Origin of the sequence: Allobosea eneae (genome assembly GCF_042657265.1) — a bacterium.
GTDB lineage: Bacteria > Pseudomonadota > Alphaproteobacteria > Rhizobiales > Beijerinckiaceae > Allobosea > Allobosea eneae.
Genome location: NZ_JBHSLW010000009.1, coordinates 106976 through 122360, shown reverse-complemented (window position 1 = coordinate 122360; position 15385 = coordinate 106976). Strand labels below are relative to the sequence as shown.

Annotated in this window: 12 protein-coding genes and 1 pseudogene; 8 read left to right on the top strand and 5 right to left on the bottom strand. The window is 66.7% G+C overall.

Features of this window, described 5'->3' with window-relative positions; translation table 11 throughout:
- The first annotated feature begins 5 nt into the window (after positions 1–5).
- From tssF to ACFPOB_RS06890, 5 genes are read left to right on the top strand one after another with little or no spacing between them, the layout of a single operon-like run.
- Entirely contained in the window at positions 6–1967 is a 1962-nt protein-coding gene (tssF, locus tag ACFPOB_RS06910; protein WP_377796982.1) for a type VI secretion system baseplate subunit TssF, read from the top strand.
- Positions 1964–3052: a type VI secretion system baseplate subunit TssG gene (gene tssG, locus ACFPOB_RS06905; protein WP_377796981.1), complete on the top strand. Its 1089-nt coding sequence runs from the start codon at positions 1964–1966 to the stop codon at positions 3050–3052. Before tssF ends, tssG begins: the two co-directional genes overlap by 4 nt.
- Positions 3053–3062: 10 nt before the next feature.
- Positions 3063–5747 (top strand): type VI secretion system ATPase TssH, encoded by a 2685-nt coding sequence (tssH, locus tag ACFPOB_RS06900; protein WP_377796979.1) that lies wholly within the window; start codon positions 3063–3065, stop codon positions 5745–5747.
- Positions 5747–6643 carry a hypothetical protein gene (locus ACFPOB_RS06895; RefSeq protein WP_377796977.1) on the top strand — a complete coding sequence of 299 codons (897 nt, stop codon included), beginning with the start codon at positions 5747–5749 and terminating at the stop codon, positions 6641–6643. Before tssH ends, ACFPOB_RS06895 begins: the two co-directional genes overlap by 1 nt.
- 26 nt (positions 6644–6669) lie before the next feature.
- Positions 6670–8001 (top strand): M23 family metallopeptidase, encoded by a 1332-nt coding sequence (locus ACFPOB_RS06890; RefSeq protein ID WP_377796976.1) that lies wholly within the window; start codon positions 6670–6672, stop codon positions 7999–8001.
- A 184-nt stretch (positions 8002–8185) separates the two neighbouring features.
- On the opposite strand, the gene ACFPOB_RS06885 is transcribed toward ACFPOB_RS06890, so the two are convergent.
- A complete protein-coding gene (locus tag ACFPOB_RS06885; RefSeq protein WP_377796974.1) occupies positions 8186–8560 on the bottom strand; it encodes a nuclear transport factor 2 family protein in 375 nt (124 codons plus the stop codon).
- Between the two features lie 70 nt (positions 8561–8630).
- Positions 8631–8819: pseudogene (locus tag ACFPOB_RS06880) on the bottom strand (hypothetical protein); the annotation flags it as partial.
- A 318-nt stretch (positions 8820–9137) separates the two neighbouring features.
- Here ACFPOB_RS06880 and ACFPOB_RS06875 point away from each other — a divergent pair.
- The 3 genes from ACFPOB_RS06875 to cysN are packed head-to-tail and all read left to right on the top strand — an operon-like array spanning position 9138 to position 12423.
- Positions 9138–9896 carry a phosphoadenylyl-sulfate reductase gene (locus tag ACFPOB_RS06875; RefSeq protein ID WP_377796972.1) on the top strand — a complete coding sequence of 253 codons (759 nt, stop codon included), beginning with the start codon at positions 9138–9140 and terminating at the stop codon, positions 9894–9896.
- Positions 9893–10795: a sulfate adenylyltransferase subunit CysD gene (cysD, locus tag ACFPOB_RS06870; RefSeq protein WP_377796971.1), complete on the top strand. Its 903-nt coding sequence runs from the start codon at positions 9893–9895 to the stop codon at positions 10793–10795. Before ACFPOB_RS06875 ends, cysD begins: the two co-directional genes overlap by 4 nt.
- Complete coding sequence (gene cysN / locus ACFPOB_RS06865; RefSeq protein WP_377796969.1) at positions 10795–12423, top strand: sulfate adenylyltransferase subunit CysN; 1629 nt, start codon at positions 10795–10797, stop codon at positions 12421–12423. The genes cysD and cysN overlap by 1 nt, the downstream gene beginning before the upstream one ends.
- Before the next feature lie 56 nt (positions 12424–12479).
- Here cysN and ACFPOB_RS06860 read toward each other — a convergent pair whose 3' ends face one another.
- From ACFPOB_RS06860 to ACFPOB_RS06850, 3 genes are all read right to left on the bottom strand, one after another.
- Positions 12480–13133 (bottom strand): EF-hand domain-containing protein, encoded by a 654-nt coding sequence (locus ACFPOB_RS06860; protein ID WP_377796967.1) that lies wholly within the window; start codon positions 13131–13133, stop codon positions 12480–12482.
- Positions 13134–13237: 104 nt separating this feature from the next.
- On the bottom strand, positions 13238–13669 hold the full coding sequence (locus ACFPOB_RS06855; RefSeq protein ID WP_377796966.1) for a RidA family protein: 432 nt from the start codon (positions 13667–13669) through the stop codon (positions 13238–13240).
- 24 nt (positions 13670–13693) lie between these two features.
- Positions 13694–15337 (bottom strand): AMP-binding protein, encoded by a 1644-nt coding sequence (locus tag ACFPOB_RS06850; RefSeq protein WP_377796964.1) that lies wholly within the window; start codon positions 15335–15337, stop codon positions 13694–13696.
- Between the last annotated feature and the right edge of the window lie 48 nt (positions 15338–15385).

The window sequence follows — 15385 nt, the reverse complement described above, 5'->3', positions numbered from 1 at the left end:
CGCGGATGAACCAGGAATTCCTCGATTTTTATAATCGTGAGCTCCGGCTCTTCACCGAGCATACGAAGGAGTTCGCCGAGGAATATCCAGGGATTGCCGAGCGGCTCGGCGGACTCGTCGGCGAGCGCATGGACCCGATGGTCGGCGGCCTGCTGGAAGGTGCTGCCTTCCTCGCCGCGCGCGTCCAGCTCAAGCTCAAGCACGAGTTTCCCGAATTCACCAACAATCTGCTCGAGCAGCTTATCCCGAACTATCTGGCGCCGACGCCGTCGGCGCTGCTCGCCGGCATTGCGCCGACCTTTGGCGATCCGGCCCTGCGCGACGGTGTCGAGGTGCCGCGCGGCTCCTATCTCGACGCGACTTACGTCGAGCGCGACCGGCGGGTCGCCTGCCGCTATCGGCTGGGCTCCGCGGTGATGCTCTGGCCGTTCGACGTCGCATCCGCCGAGTACATCGCCGCGCCCGGGCGGCTGCAGGCGCTCGGACTTCCTGTCGATGGGCGGGTGCTGTCGGGCTTGCGGCTCTCTTTGACCCATCGTGTCGCCAGCGACCCGGCCGAAGAGCCGTCGCCGGAAGAGGCGAAGAAGCTGCCGGCAGCCTGGTTTGCCGGCTGCAAGACACGTGAGCTCACCGTGCACTTGCTCGGCGCCGAGGCGGATGCGATCGCGCTCTACGAGCAGATTTTCGGCGATCGTCTCGGCATCTATTTCCGTTATCTCGACGAGTTCGGTGACCCCGTTGTGCTCTCGGACGCCGACTGCGCCGTCGAGCAGATCGGTTTCGACGAGGACGACGCGCTGCTGCCCGCCGATACCCGCATCTTCCGCGGGTTCGACCTGCTGCGCGAGCAGTTCTGGTTCCCGCGCAAATTCCTCGGCTTCAAACTGACGGGCCTCGACATGGTGATGTCCCGGCTCAAGGCCAAGACGGTCGATGTCGTCTTCGTCTTCGACGAGGTCAACACGCGCCTGTCGGCGGCGGTTCAGCAAGAGATGTTCGCGCTATACGCCGCGCCCGCGGTCAATCTGTTCGAGAAGACCACCGACCGCATCCCGGTGCGCCGGAACGAGCACGAATACCATGTCGTGCCCGATCGCAGCCGCATGCTCGACTACGAGCCGCACTCGATCCTCGACGTCTATGCGCATTACACCGGCGGTCGTGACAAGCAGCCGGTCCACCCGCTCTATTCCTCGCCCGAAGGTGCGTCGCCGACGCACGGCCTGCTCTATACGCAAAGGCGGCTCCCGCGCCGGCGCTCGGCAGCCGAGCGCCGCGAGGGGCGAGCCTCCGACTACACCGGCACCGAGATGTTCATCTCACTTTATGAGCCGGCTACCGTATCCGATGCCGCGTCCGTGGCCGAGTTGAGCGTTCGCGCCCTCTGCTCCAACCGACATCTCACCGAGCATCTGCCGACCGGCACGGGCGGCGCCGATTTCCGCCTGATCGACAATGTCGTGCTCGACGTGACCTGCCTCGCCGGGCCGACGCCGCCGCGCGAGCCGATCGTCTCGCAGCTCAGGCTGCGCTCCGAGACGGCGAGCACCGGCGTCGTCACTTGGCGGCTGATCAACCTGCTCAGCCTCAACCATCTCGGCCTGGTCCAGCGCGGCGCCGGCGAGAACGCCGAGGCACTGCGCGAGATGCTCTCGCTCTTCGCCGATCTCGCCGACAGCGCCACCGAGCGCCGCATCCGCGGCATCAAGAGCGTCGACAGCCGCCCGGTGATCCGGCGCTTCCCGCAGCGGGCCGGAACGGGCGCCGCCCGGGGGCTCGAAGTCACCGTGCTCTTCGACGAGAAGGCCTTCGAGGGCAGCGGCGTCTTCCTGCTGGGGGCGATCCTCGATCGCTTCTTCGCCGAATACGCCGCGATGAACCATTTCACCCAGACGGTGATCCGCACTGTCGAGCGCGGCGAGGTCATGCGCTTTCCGCCGCGCGCCGGCACGAGGCGCATCCTGTGAACGAGACCGCGCCATCCCTGCCGCCGCCGTCCGCGCTCGACAATCTGCGCGTCGAGCCGCCTTTCGTCGAAGGGCTGCGGGCCGAACCCTGGCGGCACGACTTTTACGCGGTGCTGCGCCGGATCGAGCGCAGCTTCCCCGAGCGCGAGCGCATCGGTGACGTCGCCGCCAGGCGGGATGAGTATGTCGCGCTCGGCGAGCAACCCTATATGGACTTCCCGGCCTCGACCTTCGCCGAGGCCGATCGCGATCTGCAGGGGCGCCTGCGGCTCTTCGTCAAGTTCCTCGGCCTGCTCGGCCCGCAGGGCGCGCTGCCGCTGGCGACGACCGAGGAGAGCTATCACTGGCAGCTCGTCCGCGACGACGCCTTCCCGCGCTTCCTCGACATCTTCAACAACCGCTTCCTGCAGCTCTTCTACCGGGCCTGGGCGGATTCGCGGCCGGTCGCGCAGCATGACCGGCCCGACAAGGACCGCTTCATCGCCTATGTCGGCAGCATGGTGGGGCTGGGCTCCTCGCCCTACCAGAACCGCGACAGCGTCCCCGATCCCGAGAAGCTTGCCCATGCCGGGCTCGCCGGCGCGCAGGCCAAGTCGGCCTCGCGCCTGCGCAGCCTGCTCGCCGGGCTCTTCGACATCGAGGTCGAGGTCGAGCAGTTCGTCGGCATGCGCCTGGTCTTCGACCCGGAGGACCGCACCAAGCTCGGTCGCGGCCAGTGCGCGCTCGGCAGCAACGTCCTGCTCGGCGCCAGCGTCTACAGCGTCGAGGACAAGTTCCGGGTCAAGCTGGTCGCCCGGGACCTCGAGCAGTTCAACCGATTCCTGCCCAACGGCGACCGCTGCGAGCCTTTGGCCGATGCGGTGTTCTTTTATCTCGGCGAGCAGTTCGAATGGGATGTCGAGCTCGCTCTGCCGGTCGGCAAGGTCAAGCCGATGCAGCTCGGCCGCTCCGGCGCGCTCGGCTGGTCGAGTTGGATCTCACCGAACTGGAACGTGCCCGATGGCAGCCTGCGCCGCGACGCCCGCTTCCACCCCGCCGAACGCATGCGGCTGAAGCGCAGCCAGCAGACACAGAACCGACGATAAGGAGGCAGCCATGGCCGATATCAGTCTCGAAGCCGTTACCGGCAAACTCAACCGCGTCGGCTATGAGGCCTTCATCCAGGCGTTGCGGCAGGCCAAAGGGGCGGGCAATCGCAATGTCGAGCTGGCCCACTGGCTCGCCCAGATCCTGCAGCGGCGCTCCTCCGATATCGGGCTGACCGCCCAGCATTACGGCCTCGACATGGCCCGGCTCGCCACCGATATCGGCGGCGTCATCGAGGGCTTCCGCAAGAACGAGACGGAGATGCCCGGTGTCGCCAACAACGTCGTCGACGTGCTCGACCGCGGCTGGCATTACGCCACGCTGTTCTTCGGCGAAACCCAGATCAGGACCGGGCACGTCCTCGTCGCCGCACTGAAATCGCTTGAGCTCAAGCGGGCGCTGACCGGCATCTCGAAGGAGTTCGGCAAGATCCCGGTCGAGGAGCTCGCCGCCGGCCATGCCAAGATCTGGAAGGATTCCGAGGAAGAGAACCTGCGGCCGATGGACGGCTCGGGCCTGCGCGCTGCCGGCACGCCCGGCGCCGAGCAGGCCGAGGGCGCCAAGGGCACGACGGCGCTCGACCGATTCTCGCAGGATCTCACCGAGAAGGCGCGCTCGGGCACGATGGACCCGATCCTCGGCCGCGACGACGAGATCCGCCAAGTCATCGACGTGCTGATGCGCCGGCGCCAGAACAACCCGATCCTGACCGGCGAGGCCGGCGTCGGCAAGACCGCGATCGCGGAGGGTTTCGCCCAGCGCATCGTCGCAGGCGACGTGCCGCCGCCGCTGCGCGGGGTCAAGGTCTGCGCCCTCGACATCGGCCTGATGCAGGCCGGCGCCTCGATGAAGGGCGAGTTCGAGCAGCGCCTGCGCTCAGTGATCGACGAAGTCCAGTCCTCGCCGACGCCGGTGATCCTGTTCATCGACGAGGCCCATACGCTGATCGGCGCCGGCGGGGCTGCCGGCACGGGTGATGCCGCCAATCTGCTGAAGCCGGCTTTGGCGCGCGGGACGCTGCGCACCATCGCCGCGACGACCTGGTCGGAATACCGCCAGTATTTCGAGAAGGACCCGGCACTGACCCGGCGCTTCCAGCCGGTCCAGGTCGACGAGCCGGACGTGGTGCGCTGCTGCACTATGCTGCGTGGCCTGATCGGGCCGATGGAGAAGCACCACAAGGTGCGCATCTCCGACGCTGCGATCGTCGCCGCCGTCCAGCTCTCGTCGCGCTATATCCCGGCTCGCCAGCTGCCCGACAAGGCGGTGAGCCTGCTCGACACCGCCTGCGCTCGCGTCGCGATCAGTCAGACCGCGACGCCGGCGGCGATCGAGGATGCGCGGGTCGCGATCTCGGCGCTGGAGAAGGAGAAGCTCGCCTTGATCGCCGACAAGGATCTCGGCGATGCCACCGACGAGCGCCTCGGCAAGATCGAGGAGGAGAGCGCTGCGCTGACGGCGAAGCTGGAGGCGCTCGAAGCCGACTGGGCTTCCGAGCTTGCGCTCGTCGAGGAGATCACGCTGCTGCGCGGCAAGCTCGGCGAGAAGCCGGCCGCGGAAGCGCCCGGCGATGGCGAGGGTCCGGCCGAGGCCGCAGCTGTCGACCCCGAAGCCACGCGCGCCAGCCTCCGCGAAAAATTCGATGCGCTTGGCGCGATCGATCCGGCAGGCCGGATGATCTATGCCCATGTCGACGAGCAGTCGGTCGCGTCCGTCGTCTCCGATTGGACCGGCATCCCGGTCGGCCGCATGGTCAAGGATGAGATCGAGACCGTGCTCAACTTGGCCGCGACGCTGAACAAGCGCGTGGTCGGGCAGGGCCATGGCATCGGCATGATCGCCAAGCGCATCGAGACCAGCCGGGCCAAGCTCGACAATCCGAACAAGCCGATCGGCGTGTTCATGCTGTGCGGCCCCTCCGGCGTCGGCAAGACCGAGACGGCGCTGGCGCTCGCCGAGTCGCTCTATGGCGGCGAGCAGAACGTCATCACCATCAATATGAGCGAGTTTCAGGAGGCGCACACCGTCTCGACCTTGAAAGGCGCGCCTCCCGGCTATGTCGGCTATGGCGAGGGCGGGCGGTTGACCGAGGCCGTCAGACGCAAGCCCTATTCGGTGGTGCTGCTCGACGAGGTCGAGAAGGCGCATCCCGACGTGCACGAGCTGTTCTTCCAGGTCTTTGACAAGGGTCAGATGGAGGACGGCACCGGCCGCCGCATCGACTTCAAGAACACGCTGATCATCCTGACCTCGAATGTCGGGACCGACGAGATCATGCGCATGGCCGGCGACGAGACGAGCAGGCCCGATCCGGAGGAGCTCGCGGTGGCGCTGCGGCCGGCGCTGCTCAAGGTCTTCCCGCCGGCGCTGATCGGCCGCCTAGTGACGATCCCGTATTACCCGCTCTCCGGCGAGATGCTCGCCGGCATCGTGCGCCTCCAGCTTGGCCGCATCGGCAAGCGTCTGCGCGACAACCACAACGCCGCCTTCACCTATGACGACGCCGTCGTCGAGCACATCGTCGCCCAGTGCAACGACCCGGATTCGGGCGGCCGCATGATCGACAACATCATCACCAACTCGATGCTGCCGGCTCTTTCGCGCAGCATCCTCAACCTGCAACTGGAGAAGAAGCCGCTGACCGAGGCGAAGGTGACCGTCCAGGATGGGGCGTTCCACTACGTCTGCAACTGATGGCGGTAGGCCGCTTCGCCACGGCGAAGACAGTGCGCCTCGATTGCGATGCTCGATCCGCCGCGTGCGCGACCAGGCCGCGGCGGCCGTTCGTTCGGATTGGCAGTAGAGGAGATGCGAGCATGACCGTGCCTGACATCAACAATGCGAGTGATATTGGCAACTACCATTTCCAGCCCGGCGACATGGTGGAGGCCTATTGGAACATCCAGGTCGACGATGACTACATCTCGATCAACAAATACATGATCGGCATCCATAATTCCGATGCCGGGGCACAGAAGCGCAAGGCCGTCCAGCAGGCGGCAGCGAAACTCAATCATCGCATCGATCAGAAGGCGTTCACCCGGGCCAGCATGGGCAAGGTCACGCCGGGCGATTGCCAACATATTCTGACCATGGCGGTGCGGAGCGGGCTGGTGAGGCCGGGCGATCTTCAGGCCTGGGCCGATCAATGCCTCGGCGTCGACTGCACCGGCTTCGTCGTCGCTTATTACAACGAGATCGGCCGCATCAACGTCGACAAGTACAGCGGCGGGGCCAGCTGCCCGTTTCTCGTGGGCCGAGCGGTCAAGAACAAGGCGCCCGGTCTGGAAAGCGCGCTGATTTGGGAGCAGGATCAGGTCCGCGTCGGTGATATGATGGTGTGGATGAACAGCCGCATGGTCGAGACCAGGGCGCCGGGCCACATCGCGCTGATCTCCTATGTCGATGTCGCGCCGGATACCCTGTTCATCGCCGAGTCGAGCGGTGCGTCGGATGGCAGCGGTCACTACGGGCCGAAGCACAACCGGAAGTCCTGGGAAGGAGTGAAGTCTAGTGGCGGCGCGAAATACATCCAGATCGACAAGACCGGCAAAGTTCTGATCGTGCGCCCGCCGGCCTGGTTCGGCTGAGGGGTGTCCATGGGGATGGAAGGGTGATGCAACCGGTCAGGCTGAAGCGGCGCGACGAGGCGGTGCCGGCTGTCGCCGGCTCTGAGGGCGAGAGCGCCTCTCGACGGCGCTTTCGCGAACCACCGACTGGCGGGCGCCCACCGCGCCGCCGGGGCAGCGTTCTGCCCTGGTTCCTGGCTTGCCTGAGTCTCATCGCGACCGGCGCAATCGGCTACCTGCTTTACGAGGAGAAGGGCCGCGTCGCCGTTCTCCAGCAGGAGCAGGCGATCCTACAGAGTAGCTATGATGAGAAGCTCAAGGCACTGCAGCGCCGCCTCGTCAGCGCGATCGTCGCCTCCGGCAATTCGCCCGGCCTGCCGGCGCAGCCGGGCCAGCCCGCCATGGCGGGCAAAGCGGGGGACCAGCTCGCCGACCTGATCACCCGTCAGATCGAGTTGGAGGCCCGCCAGGCCCTGCTCGGCGCGCTCACCGGGCAGGCGGTCGGGCCGATCCTGCCGCAGGGCGGGGCGCAAGCGCCGGGCGGCACCCAGTTCGCCGACGGCCAGAACGTGCTCGACCGCGTCAATCCGGCCATCCTGGCGCAGCAGCGCCGCCAGGTCGCGGCGGCGGTCAAGGCAGCCGAGACCATGTCGCTCGACCAGCGCATCGCTATACTCGCCCAGTCGCTCGACCGGGTGCAGAACAGCCAGAACCAGCAGCTTCCTGCGCTCGGGCGCCAGCTCGTCGGACGTGTGCAGGAGGTGAAGGCGGCTCTCGTCGAGGTCGGGCTCGACCCGGCCAAGGTCAAGCTGCCGCCGGGCCGGCCCGGCATGGGCGGGCCATTGCTGCCGATGAGCGTGGCGTTGAAGCCTGGCACCTTCGAACATGCGCTGATGCAGCTCGGCGAGGCGAGGGCGGTCTTCGGCCGCTGGCGTGATCTTGCGGCGATCATGCCGTTCCAGCGCCCGCTCGAAGGCGACGACAGCACGACCAGCAATTTCGGCCCGCGCTCCGACCCCTTCACCGGCGCCACGGCGATGCATGCCGGCATGGATTTCCGCGGCGAGACTGGAACGCCGATCCGCGCGCCCGGCGCTGGCAAGGTGCTGCGCGCCGAAGTCGCCGGCGGCTACGGCAACCTGATCGAGCTCGACCACGGCAATGGAATCACCACCCGCTACGGCCATCTCTCGGCGTTCGACGTCAAGGAAGGGCAGCTCGTCGCCGCCGGCCAGATCATCGGCCGCGTCGGTTCGACCGGACGCTCGACCGGCCCGCATCTGCATTACGAGACGCGGCTGTCGGACGAGGCGCGCAACCCGCTGAAGTTCATCCAGATCGGTGAGAAGCTGGCTGTGGGGCGGAGCGGCCTGCGCTGAGAGTCAATGGGCCTTGGCCTCAACCACAGCGTCATCCCGGACGGAGCGTAGCGAAGATTCGGGATCCATTCCTGAGATTACCCGAAAGAGGTTCCGGAATGGATCCCGGGTCGCCCAGGGCGATTTGTGCATTTCTGGTCAGCTCGCGAGGCCGGAAGCCGGCTTCGAGGTCGGTCCCGTCGGCCTAACCAACGATCTGCCAGGCGCTTCCGGTGTCGTAGAAGAAGCGCTCCTCGGCGATGCGATCGCCCTGCCAACGCTGGAAGGCGAGTTCTTCGAGGCGGCGCGTCACGCCGGCTTTATCCGTCGCGTCGAAAATCCAGCGGATGACGACGTGGTCGCCGTCGACCAACACTGCGACAGGCGGGTAAGTATGCATCTTCTCCAGCCGCGCCAGGGCCCGCGCCTCATGTGCCATCAGCGCCTCGCGGCCGCGGCGCGGCTCGTTGGCGTTCTCCTGCATCGTCGCGTCGTCGGTATAAAAGTCGCGGACCGCGCCGACATGATCGCCGCTGACGACGGCGGCAACGAAGGCATCAACTCTGGCGCGGTCAGGCATGCTCGTTTCCATCTGGTCAGGTCAGGATTGAGGAGCGTAGCGCCGTCTTCTACGGCATGTGTCAGCATCAGCTCCGGTGCTTGGGCGCTCCGGGCTTGGTCGGACTTTGTGGCGCGACGGGATCACTGGCGGGAAAAGTGTCCTCAAGCGCCCGGTCCAGTTCGCTCTCTCCCTTGCCAGCCGCCTTCTTCTCGTGCTCGCGCTGTTCGCGCTGTTCCTTGCGCAAGCTCTCGACCGCCTTGTTCGCGGAATTCGTCATGATGGTCCCCTTGTTGCGTCGCAGGGCCCAGCCTGCCTGCTCGCTCAACGCGGGCGCCGCAGCGAAAGTTCCTACGGCAAAGGGGCCGGCGCGTCGGCGTTCACAGCTCACCGCGCGCGGCCCGGGAAGGATTTTCTCCTTCTTCGGTGAAATAAAGAAATTCACGCTACTTAATGTAAATTGATTGGTTGTCGTTCAGGTCCTATGTGGATTGTTCGATTTGCAGAACAGTCCACTGACCGGCGATAATGGCGGGCGGCGGCAAGCGAGGGTAGCGTTTAGCTGTCCGCGCCGGCCTCGCTCGGGCAGAGCAAGCACATGTTCGAGTTGCAGGACCAGGCCGAAAACCTCAATGCTGCGTTCGGAAAGTCGGATGCCGCCGAACGTCTGGCAGGGCTGGTGCGGCATATTGGCGGGCGCCTCGTCTTCACCACCAGCTTCGGCCTCGAGGACCAGATCGTCACCCATCTGATCGCCACCCAGAACCTGCCGATCGAGATCGTGACGCTGGATACCGGACGGCTCTTCGGCGAGGTGCACGCGCTCTGGGCCGAAACCGAAGCACGCTACGGCATCACGATCACGTCGTTCTACCCGCGGCACGACGCCGTCGAAGCCTTCGTGCGCGGCCATGGCATCAACGGCTTCTACAATTCCATCGAGGCCCGCAAGGCCTGCTGCAATGTCCGCAAGGTCGAGCCGCTCGGCCGGGCGCTTGCAGGGGCTGCCGCCTGGATCACCGGCCTGCGCGCCGACCAGTCGGCGGCGCGCGGCGGGGTCACTCTCGCCGAGGTTGACCGCGATCGCGGCCTGATCAAGCTCAACCCGCTGCTCGACTGGTCGCGCGACGAGGCGCTGGCCTTCGCCCGCAAGCACGATGTCCCACTCAACCCGCTGCACGAGCAGGGCTTCCTCTCGATCGGCTGCCAGCCCTGTACCCGCGCGATCCAGCCGGGCGAGCCGGAGCGGGCCGGGCGCTGGTGGTGGGAGGAGGAGGCCGCCAAGGAGTGCGGCCTGCATGTCGGCCCTGATGGTCGTCTGGTGCGGTCGAAGCCGGCCGCGGAGGTTTTGGCGTGATCCAGCTCAGTCATCTGCAGAAGCTCGAGGCCGAGGCGATCTTCATCATCCGCGAGGTGGTCGCGACCTGCGAAAAGCCGGTGCTGCTCTATTCGATCGGCAAGGACTCGGCGGTTCTGCTGCATCTTGCCATGAAGGCCTTCTATCCCGGCAAGCCGCCATTCCCGCTGCTCCATGTCGACACGACCTGGAAATTCCGGGACATGATCGCCTTCCGCGACCAGACCGCCAGCCGGCTCGGGCTCGACCTGATCGTGCACATCAACGAGGATGGCGTGCGCGCCGGCGTGAATCCGTTCGCTTCCGGCTCGCGGCTCCACACCGACGTGATGAAGACGCAAGGCTTGAAGCAGGCGCTCGACAAGCACGGCTTCGACGCGGCCTTCGGCGGCGCCCGCCGCGACGAGGAGAAAAGCCGGGCCAAGGAGCGGGTATTTTCGCTACGCTCGGCCCAGCACCGCTGGGACCCGAAGAACCAGCGGCCGGAGCCCTGGCGGCTCTTCAACACGCGCAAGGCCCAGGGCGAGAGCTTCCGCGTCTTCCCTTTGTCGAACTGGACCGAGAAGGACGTCTGGGACTACATCGCGCTCGAGAACATCCCGGTCGTGCCGCTCTATTTTGCGGCGCCGCGCCCGGTCGTGCGCCGCAACGGCGCGTGGATCATGCGCGACGACGAGCGCATGGAGCTGCTGCCTGGCGAGGTGGTCGAGACCAGGATGGTCCGCTTCCGCACGCTCGGCTGCTATCCGCTGACCGGGGCGGTCGAGAGCGAGGCGGCGAATCTCACCGACATCATCGCGGAAATGCGGGCGTCACGCTCCTCCGAGCGCGAAGGGCGCGTCATCGACCATGACGGCTCCGGCTCGATGGAGCAGAAGAAGCAGGAAGGCTATTTCTGATGGCGGCGCTCGCGAAATTGAAGGGCCAGCCCGCTCCGGCCGGCCAGCCGCATCCCGCCAACGATCAGGGCCAGAGCACCGAGGGCAGCGCCCGCGCTTTGCTGCGCTTCATCACCTGCGGCTCGGTCGACGACGGCAAGTCGACGCTGATCGGCCGCATCCTCTACGAGGCCGGGGCGGTCTTCGACGACCAGCTCACCGCGCTCGACAGCGATTCCCGCAAGTTCGGTACGCAAGGCGCAGCGCCCGATTTCGCCTTGCTGGTCGACGGACTCTCGGCCGAACGCGAGCAGGGCATCACCATCGATGTCGCCTATCGCTATTTCTCGACCGACCAGCGCAGCTTCATCGTCGCCGATACACCCGGCCACGAGCAGTATACCCGCAACATGGCGACCGGCGCCTCGACCGCCGATCTCGCCATCATCCTGATCGATGCCCGCAAGGGCCTGCTGCCGCAGACGCGCCGGCATTCCTTCATCGTCTCGCTGGTCGGCGTCCGTCATGTCGTCGTCGCCGTCAACAAGATGGACCTGGTCGGCTATGATCGGGAGGTCTTCCGCCAGATCGAGCAGGACTACCGCAAGGCGGTCGCAGGGCTCGGCTTCGCCAGCATCGATTTCGTCCCGGTCTCGGCTCGCGATGGCGAAAACGTCACCAGCCTGTCCAGGCTGACACCCTGGTATCGCGGACCGGCGCTGCTGCCGCTGCTCGAATCCGTCGTGGTCGCCGCCGAGGCGGAAGTCGAATCCGGCTTCGCGCTGCCGGTGCAATGGGTCAACCGGCCCGATCTCGACTTCCGCGGTTTTGCCGGCACGGTCGCGCGCGGACGCCTGCGCGTCGGCGATGCGGTCGCGGCGTTGCCATCGGGCCGTCGCAGCACGATCGCGCGCATCCTCGCCCCTTCCGGCGACGTCTCGCAGGCGAGCGCAGGGCAGTCGGTCACAGTGACGCTTGCCGACGAGATCGACATCTCGCGCGGCGACGTCATCGCCTCGGTTGCGCATGCCCCGGTGGTGAAGCAGGAGCTGCAGGCGCGGCTGCTCTGGACCGGCGAAGCGGCGCTGCGCGAAGGCGGCGAGTTCATCCTCAAGCTCGCCACGGCGAGCGCCAATGCCCAGGTCGTTCGCCTTCACAGCAGCGTCGACATCGAGAGCTATGCCGAGGCGCCGGCCGAGAGCCTGGCGATGAACGGCATCGGGCTGGCGACGCTGACGCTCGATAGGCAGCTCGCCGTGCTCGACTACGCGCGCAGTCGCGAGCTCGGCGGCTTCATCCTGATCGACAGGCTGAGCAACCAGACGGTCGCCTTCGGCTTCATCGAGACGCACCGCAGTAAATCCAACAACCGTTCGATTGCCGAGGCGGGTGCGGCCCGCCGCACGGTCCTGCGTCTCGTCGGCTGGCGCGGTGCGCAGGAACGACGCGCCTGGTTCGAGGCGGCGAGCTGGCGCCTGGCGAGCGGATTGTTCGTCTTCGCCGCGGTGGCGCTGCCGACGGGCCAATGGGCTTTTGCGGCCGCGCTGGGGCTCGGCGACATCGTGCTGCGGCCGCTGCTTAAAGGCCTGCATGCCAGATTATGGGCGAGGAGGGCGCCCCCTGCGCTCTACGACGGGGCGGGGATCTAGGAGGCTTAAGAGCGCCGGACGGCCTTCTGCCGGCCCGGCGTTGCGCAAGCGGTGACTTAAGCCGCCTGGGAGTAGGTCGTGCCAGCGGAAGCCTTTGCTCCGAGCTGGTAGGTCTGGCCATAGGCTTCCGAAGCGCCGGTGATCTCCGCCGGTGGCGGAGGCGGCGGCGGCCGGTGCGAGGCGCGCTCTTCCATCTGCTTCTTGAAGTCGTCCATCTCCTCCTTGGAGATCTTGCCGTCCTTGTCTGCATCCATCGCGGCGAAGAGGCGGCTGAGCAGGCCGTTCGAGCCGTCGCCCCCCGGATTGACGGCCTTCAGGAATTCGTCCTTGGCGACGCTGCCATCGGAGTTGGCGTCGAGCTTGGCGAAGTAGTTCTTGTCCTCGCCATCCTTGGCGTCGGCCTTGGTCTCCGTCGAGGCGTCGGCCGTCTCCGACTGGAGCATCAGCAGGAGGGCCTGCATCTGCTGGTCGGCCTTGTCTGCCTTCGCCTTGAAGGCGTCCGATTCTGCCTTGCTGACCGATCCGTCCTGGTCGGCGTCCATCGCCTTGAACAGGCGCTCGGCCTTCTTGCTGTCGGCGCCCTTCGGCGCGCCGGCCGCGAACTCGTCGAGGCTGAGCGCCCCATCGGCATTGCCGTCGAGCTTTTCGAAGCTCGGTGGTTTTCCGGGCGGTGGTGGGCGAAAGCCCCCAACGCCGCCAATGCTTGTCATGCGATACTCCTGGTTACGCGCCGCCCGGGCAGGGCGGCGCCATCGAGTATCGTGGCTAATTCTTGGTAAATCCCTAGCAGGCTGGAAACCACGCTGGAGCGGGCTCAACCCGCCAGCACGGCCGTCGCCTCGATCTCGACCATTGCCTCGGGCTCGACCAGCGCTACGACGGCGACCACCGCCATCGCCGGAAAATGCCGGCCGAAACTGGCGCGATAGGCCGGGCCGAGCTCGGCCAGGCTGTTGCGATAGGCCTCGATGTCGGTGACGTACCAGGTCAGGCGCACGATATCCTCGACCTTGCCGCCGCCGGCCTCGACCACCGCCTTGATGTTGGCGAGTGTCTGGCCGACCTGTGCGACGAAGCCCTTGGCGAAGACGCCCTGCGCATCCCAGCCGACGAGGCCGCCGGTCATCAGCACCTTGCCCTCGGCGAGCATGCCGTTTGCATAGCCGCGCGGCTGCGGCCAGCCATCGGGCAGGACGGCGCGGACGCGGCGCGAAGCGGGATCGAAGGGCGGCGAGCCGCTGGTCATGGCGTCATCTTTCTCAAGCGATAGTCACGAGGCCGTGGCTTCCTGACGCGCGATCTCGCGCAGGGCGAAGCGCTGCAGCTTCCCGGTAGAGGTCTTCGGCAGGGTTGTCACGAAAGCGATGGCGCGCGGATACTTGTACGGCGCGATCGACGCCTTGACGTGGTCCTGCAGCGCCTTGGCGAGCGCAGCATCGCCGGCAAAACCCTCCCGCAGCAGCACATAGGCCTTCACGATCTGGCCGCGCTCGGGGCAGGGCGCGCCGACGACGCCGCATTCGGCCACCGCCTCATGCGCCAGCAGGCAGGCCTCGACCTCCGGCCCGGCGATGTTGTAGCCGGCCGAGATGATCATGTCGTCGGAGCGGGCCTGGTACCAGAAATAGCCGTCGCGATCGCGCAGATAGGTGTCGCCGGTGACGTTCCAGCCATCGAGGATGTATTTGGCCTGGCGCGGATCGGCGAGATAGCGGCAGCCGGTCGGGCCGCGCACGGCGAGGCGCCCGGGGGTACCGTCCGGCAATTCCTTGCCGTCCTCGTCGACGATCTTCGCCTCGTAGCCTGGCACCGGCAGGCCGGTCGAGCCCGGCCTGATCTTGTCACGCGGCGCACCGATGAAGATGTGCAGCATCTCGGTCGCGCCGATGCCGTCCATCAGCGGCAGCCCCGTCGCTTCCCGCCAGGCGTCGAAAGTCGCCTTCGGCAGCGCCTCGCCGGCGGAGACGCAGATACGCAGCGATGACAGGTCGCGCTCGCCGAGCTTGCCGAGCATGGCGCGATAGGCGGTCGGCGCGGTGAAGCAGATGGTCGCGCGATAGCGCTCGATCGCCTCGGCGAGATCGGGCGGCGCGACCTTGGCCGGCAACACGCAGGCGGCGCCGATCCGCAAGGGGAATAGCACGATGCCGCCGAGGCCGAAGGTGAAGGCGAGTGGCGGCGAGCCGATGAAACGGTCATCCGGCGCGGCTTTCAGCACGCGCGCGCCATAGGCGTCGCAGATCGCCAGCAGGTCGCGCTGGAAATGCATCGTGCCCTTGGGCTCGCCGGTGGTGCCCGAGGTGAAGGCGATCAGGCAGACATCATCCTGCGCCGTGTCAGCCGGCTCGAAATGTTCGTAGCCGGCTTTGTTCATCATGGTTTCGAGCGCGCCATCTCCCCATGTGACGATGGTCGAGAGTTCCGGCGCAAGCCGTTGCGCTACCTTGAGTTCATCGACCAGCGTCGCGTCGCAGAGCGCCAACCCGATCTTCGCCTTGCGGATCGGATAGGCGAGCTCGCCGGCCCGCAGCATCGGCATGGTCGCCACCACGACGCCCCCGGCCTTCAGCACGGCGAAATAGGTCGCGACCATCATCGGCGTGTTGGCGGCGCGCAGCAGCACGCGATTGCCCGGCACCATGCCAAGATCGCGCGTCAGTACATTGGCGATACGGTTCACCGTCTCTGCGAGCGCCCGATAGTTCCAGGTGTCGCTCGGTCCGATCACCGCATCGCGCTCGCCACGCCCCTCGGCGACGTGCCGGTCGACAAATTCAGTGACGACGTTCAGCCGCTCCGGGTAGCTCAGCCCGGCGGCTGCGAGGTCGAGGCGCGGCCAGCTTTCGCGCGGCGGCAGGTTGTCCCGCGCGAAACTGTCGACATGTCCCGACCGCATGAGATCTGCGGTACCCATCTCGTTCCCCTGGTCTATTTTTTGAGCATGGTCTTGCCGCAAAACCGG

Bases quoted from the DNA above. Each gene is read 5' to 3' on its own strand.
- tssF (WP_377796982.1), top strand. From the start codon at position 6: ATGAACCAGGAATTCCTCGATTTTTATAATCGTGAGCTCCGGCTCTTC.
- ACFPOB_RS06885 (WP_377796974.1), bottom strand. From the start codon at position 8,560: ATGCCTGACCGCGCCAGAGTTGATGCCTTCGTTGCCGCCGTCGTCAGC.
- cysN (WP_377796969.1), top strand. From the start codon at position 10,795: ATGGCGGCGCTCGCGAAATTGAAGGGCCAGCCCGCTCCGGCCGGCCAG.
- tssH (WP_377796979.1), top strand. From the start codon at position 3,063: ATGGCCGATATCAGTCTCGAAGCCGTTACCGGCAAACTCAACCGCGTC.
- ACFPOB_RS06855 (WP_377796966.1), bottom strand. From the start codon at position 13,669: ATGACCAGCGGCTCGCCGCCCTTCGATCCCGCTTCGCGCCGCGTCCGC.
- ACFPOB_RS06875 (WP_377796972.1), top strand. From the start codon at position 9,138: ATGTTCGAGTTGCAGGACCAGGCCGAAAACCTCAATGCTGCGTTCGGA.
- ACFPOB_RS06890 (WP_377796976.1), top strand. From the start codon at position 6,670: ATGCAACCGGTCAGGCTGAAGCGGCGCGACGAGGCGGTGCCGGCTGTC.
- ACFPOB_RS06860 (WP_377796967.1), bottom strand. From the start codon at position 13,133: ATGACAAGCATTGGCGGCGTTGGGGGCTTTCGCCCACCACCGCCCGGA.
- ACFPOB_RS06895 (WP_377796977.1), top strand. From the start codon at position 5,747: ATGGCGGTAGGCCGCTTCGCCACGGCGAAGACAGTGCGCCTCGATTGC.
- ACFPOB_RS06850 (WP_377796964.1), bottom strand. From the start codon at position 15,337: ATGGGTACCGCAGATCTCATGCGGTCGGGACATGTCGACAGTTTCGCG.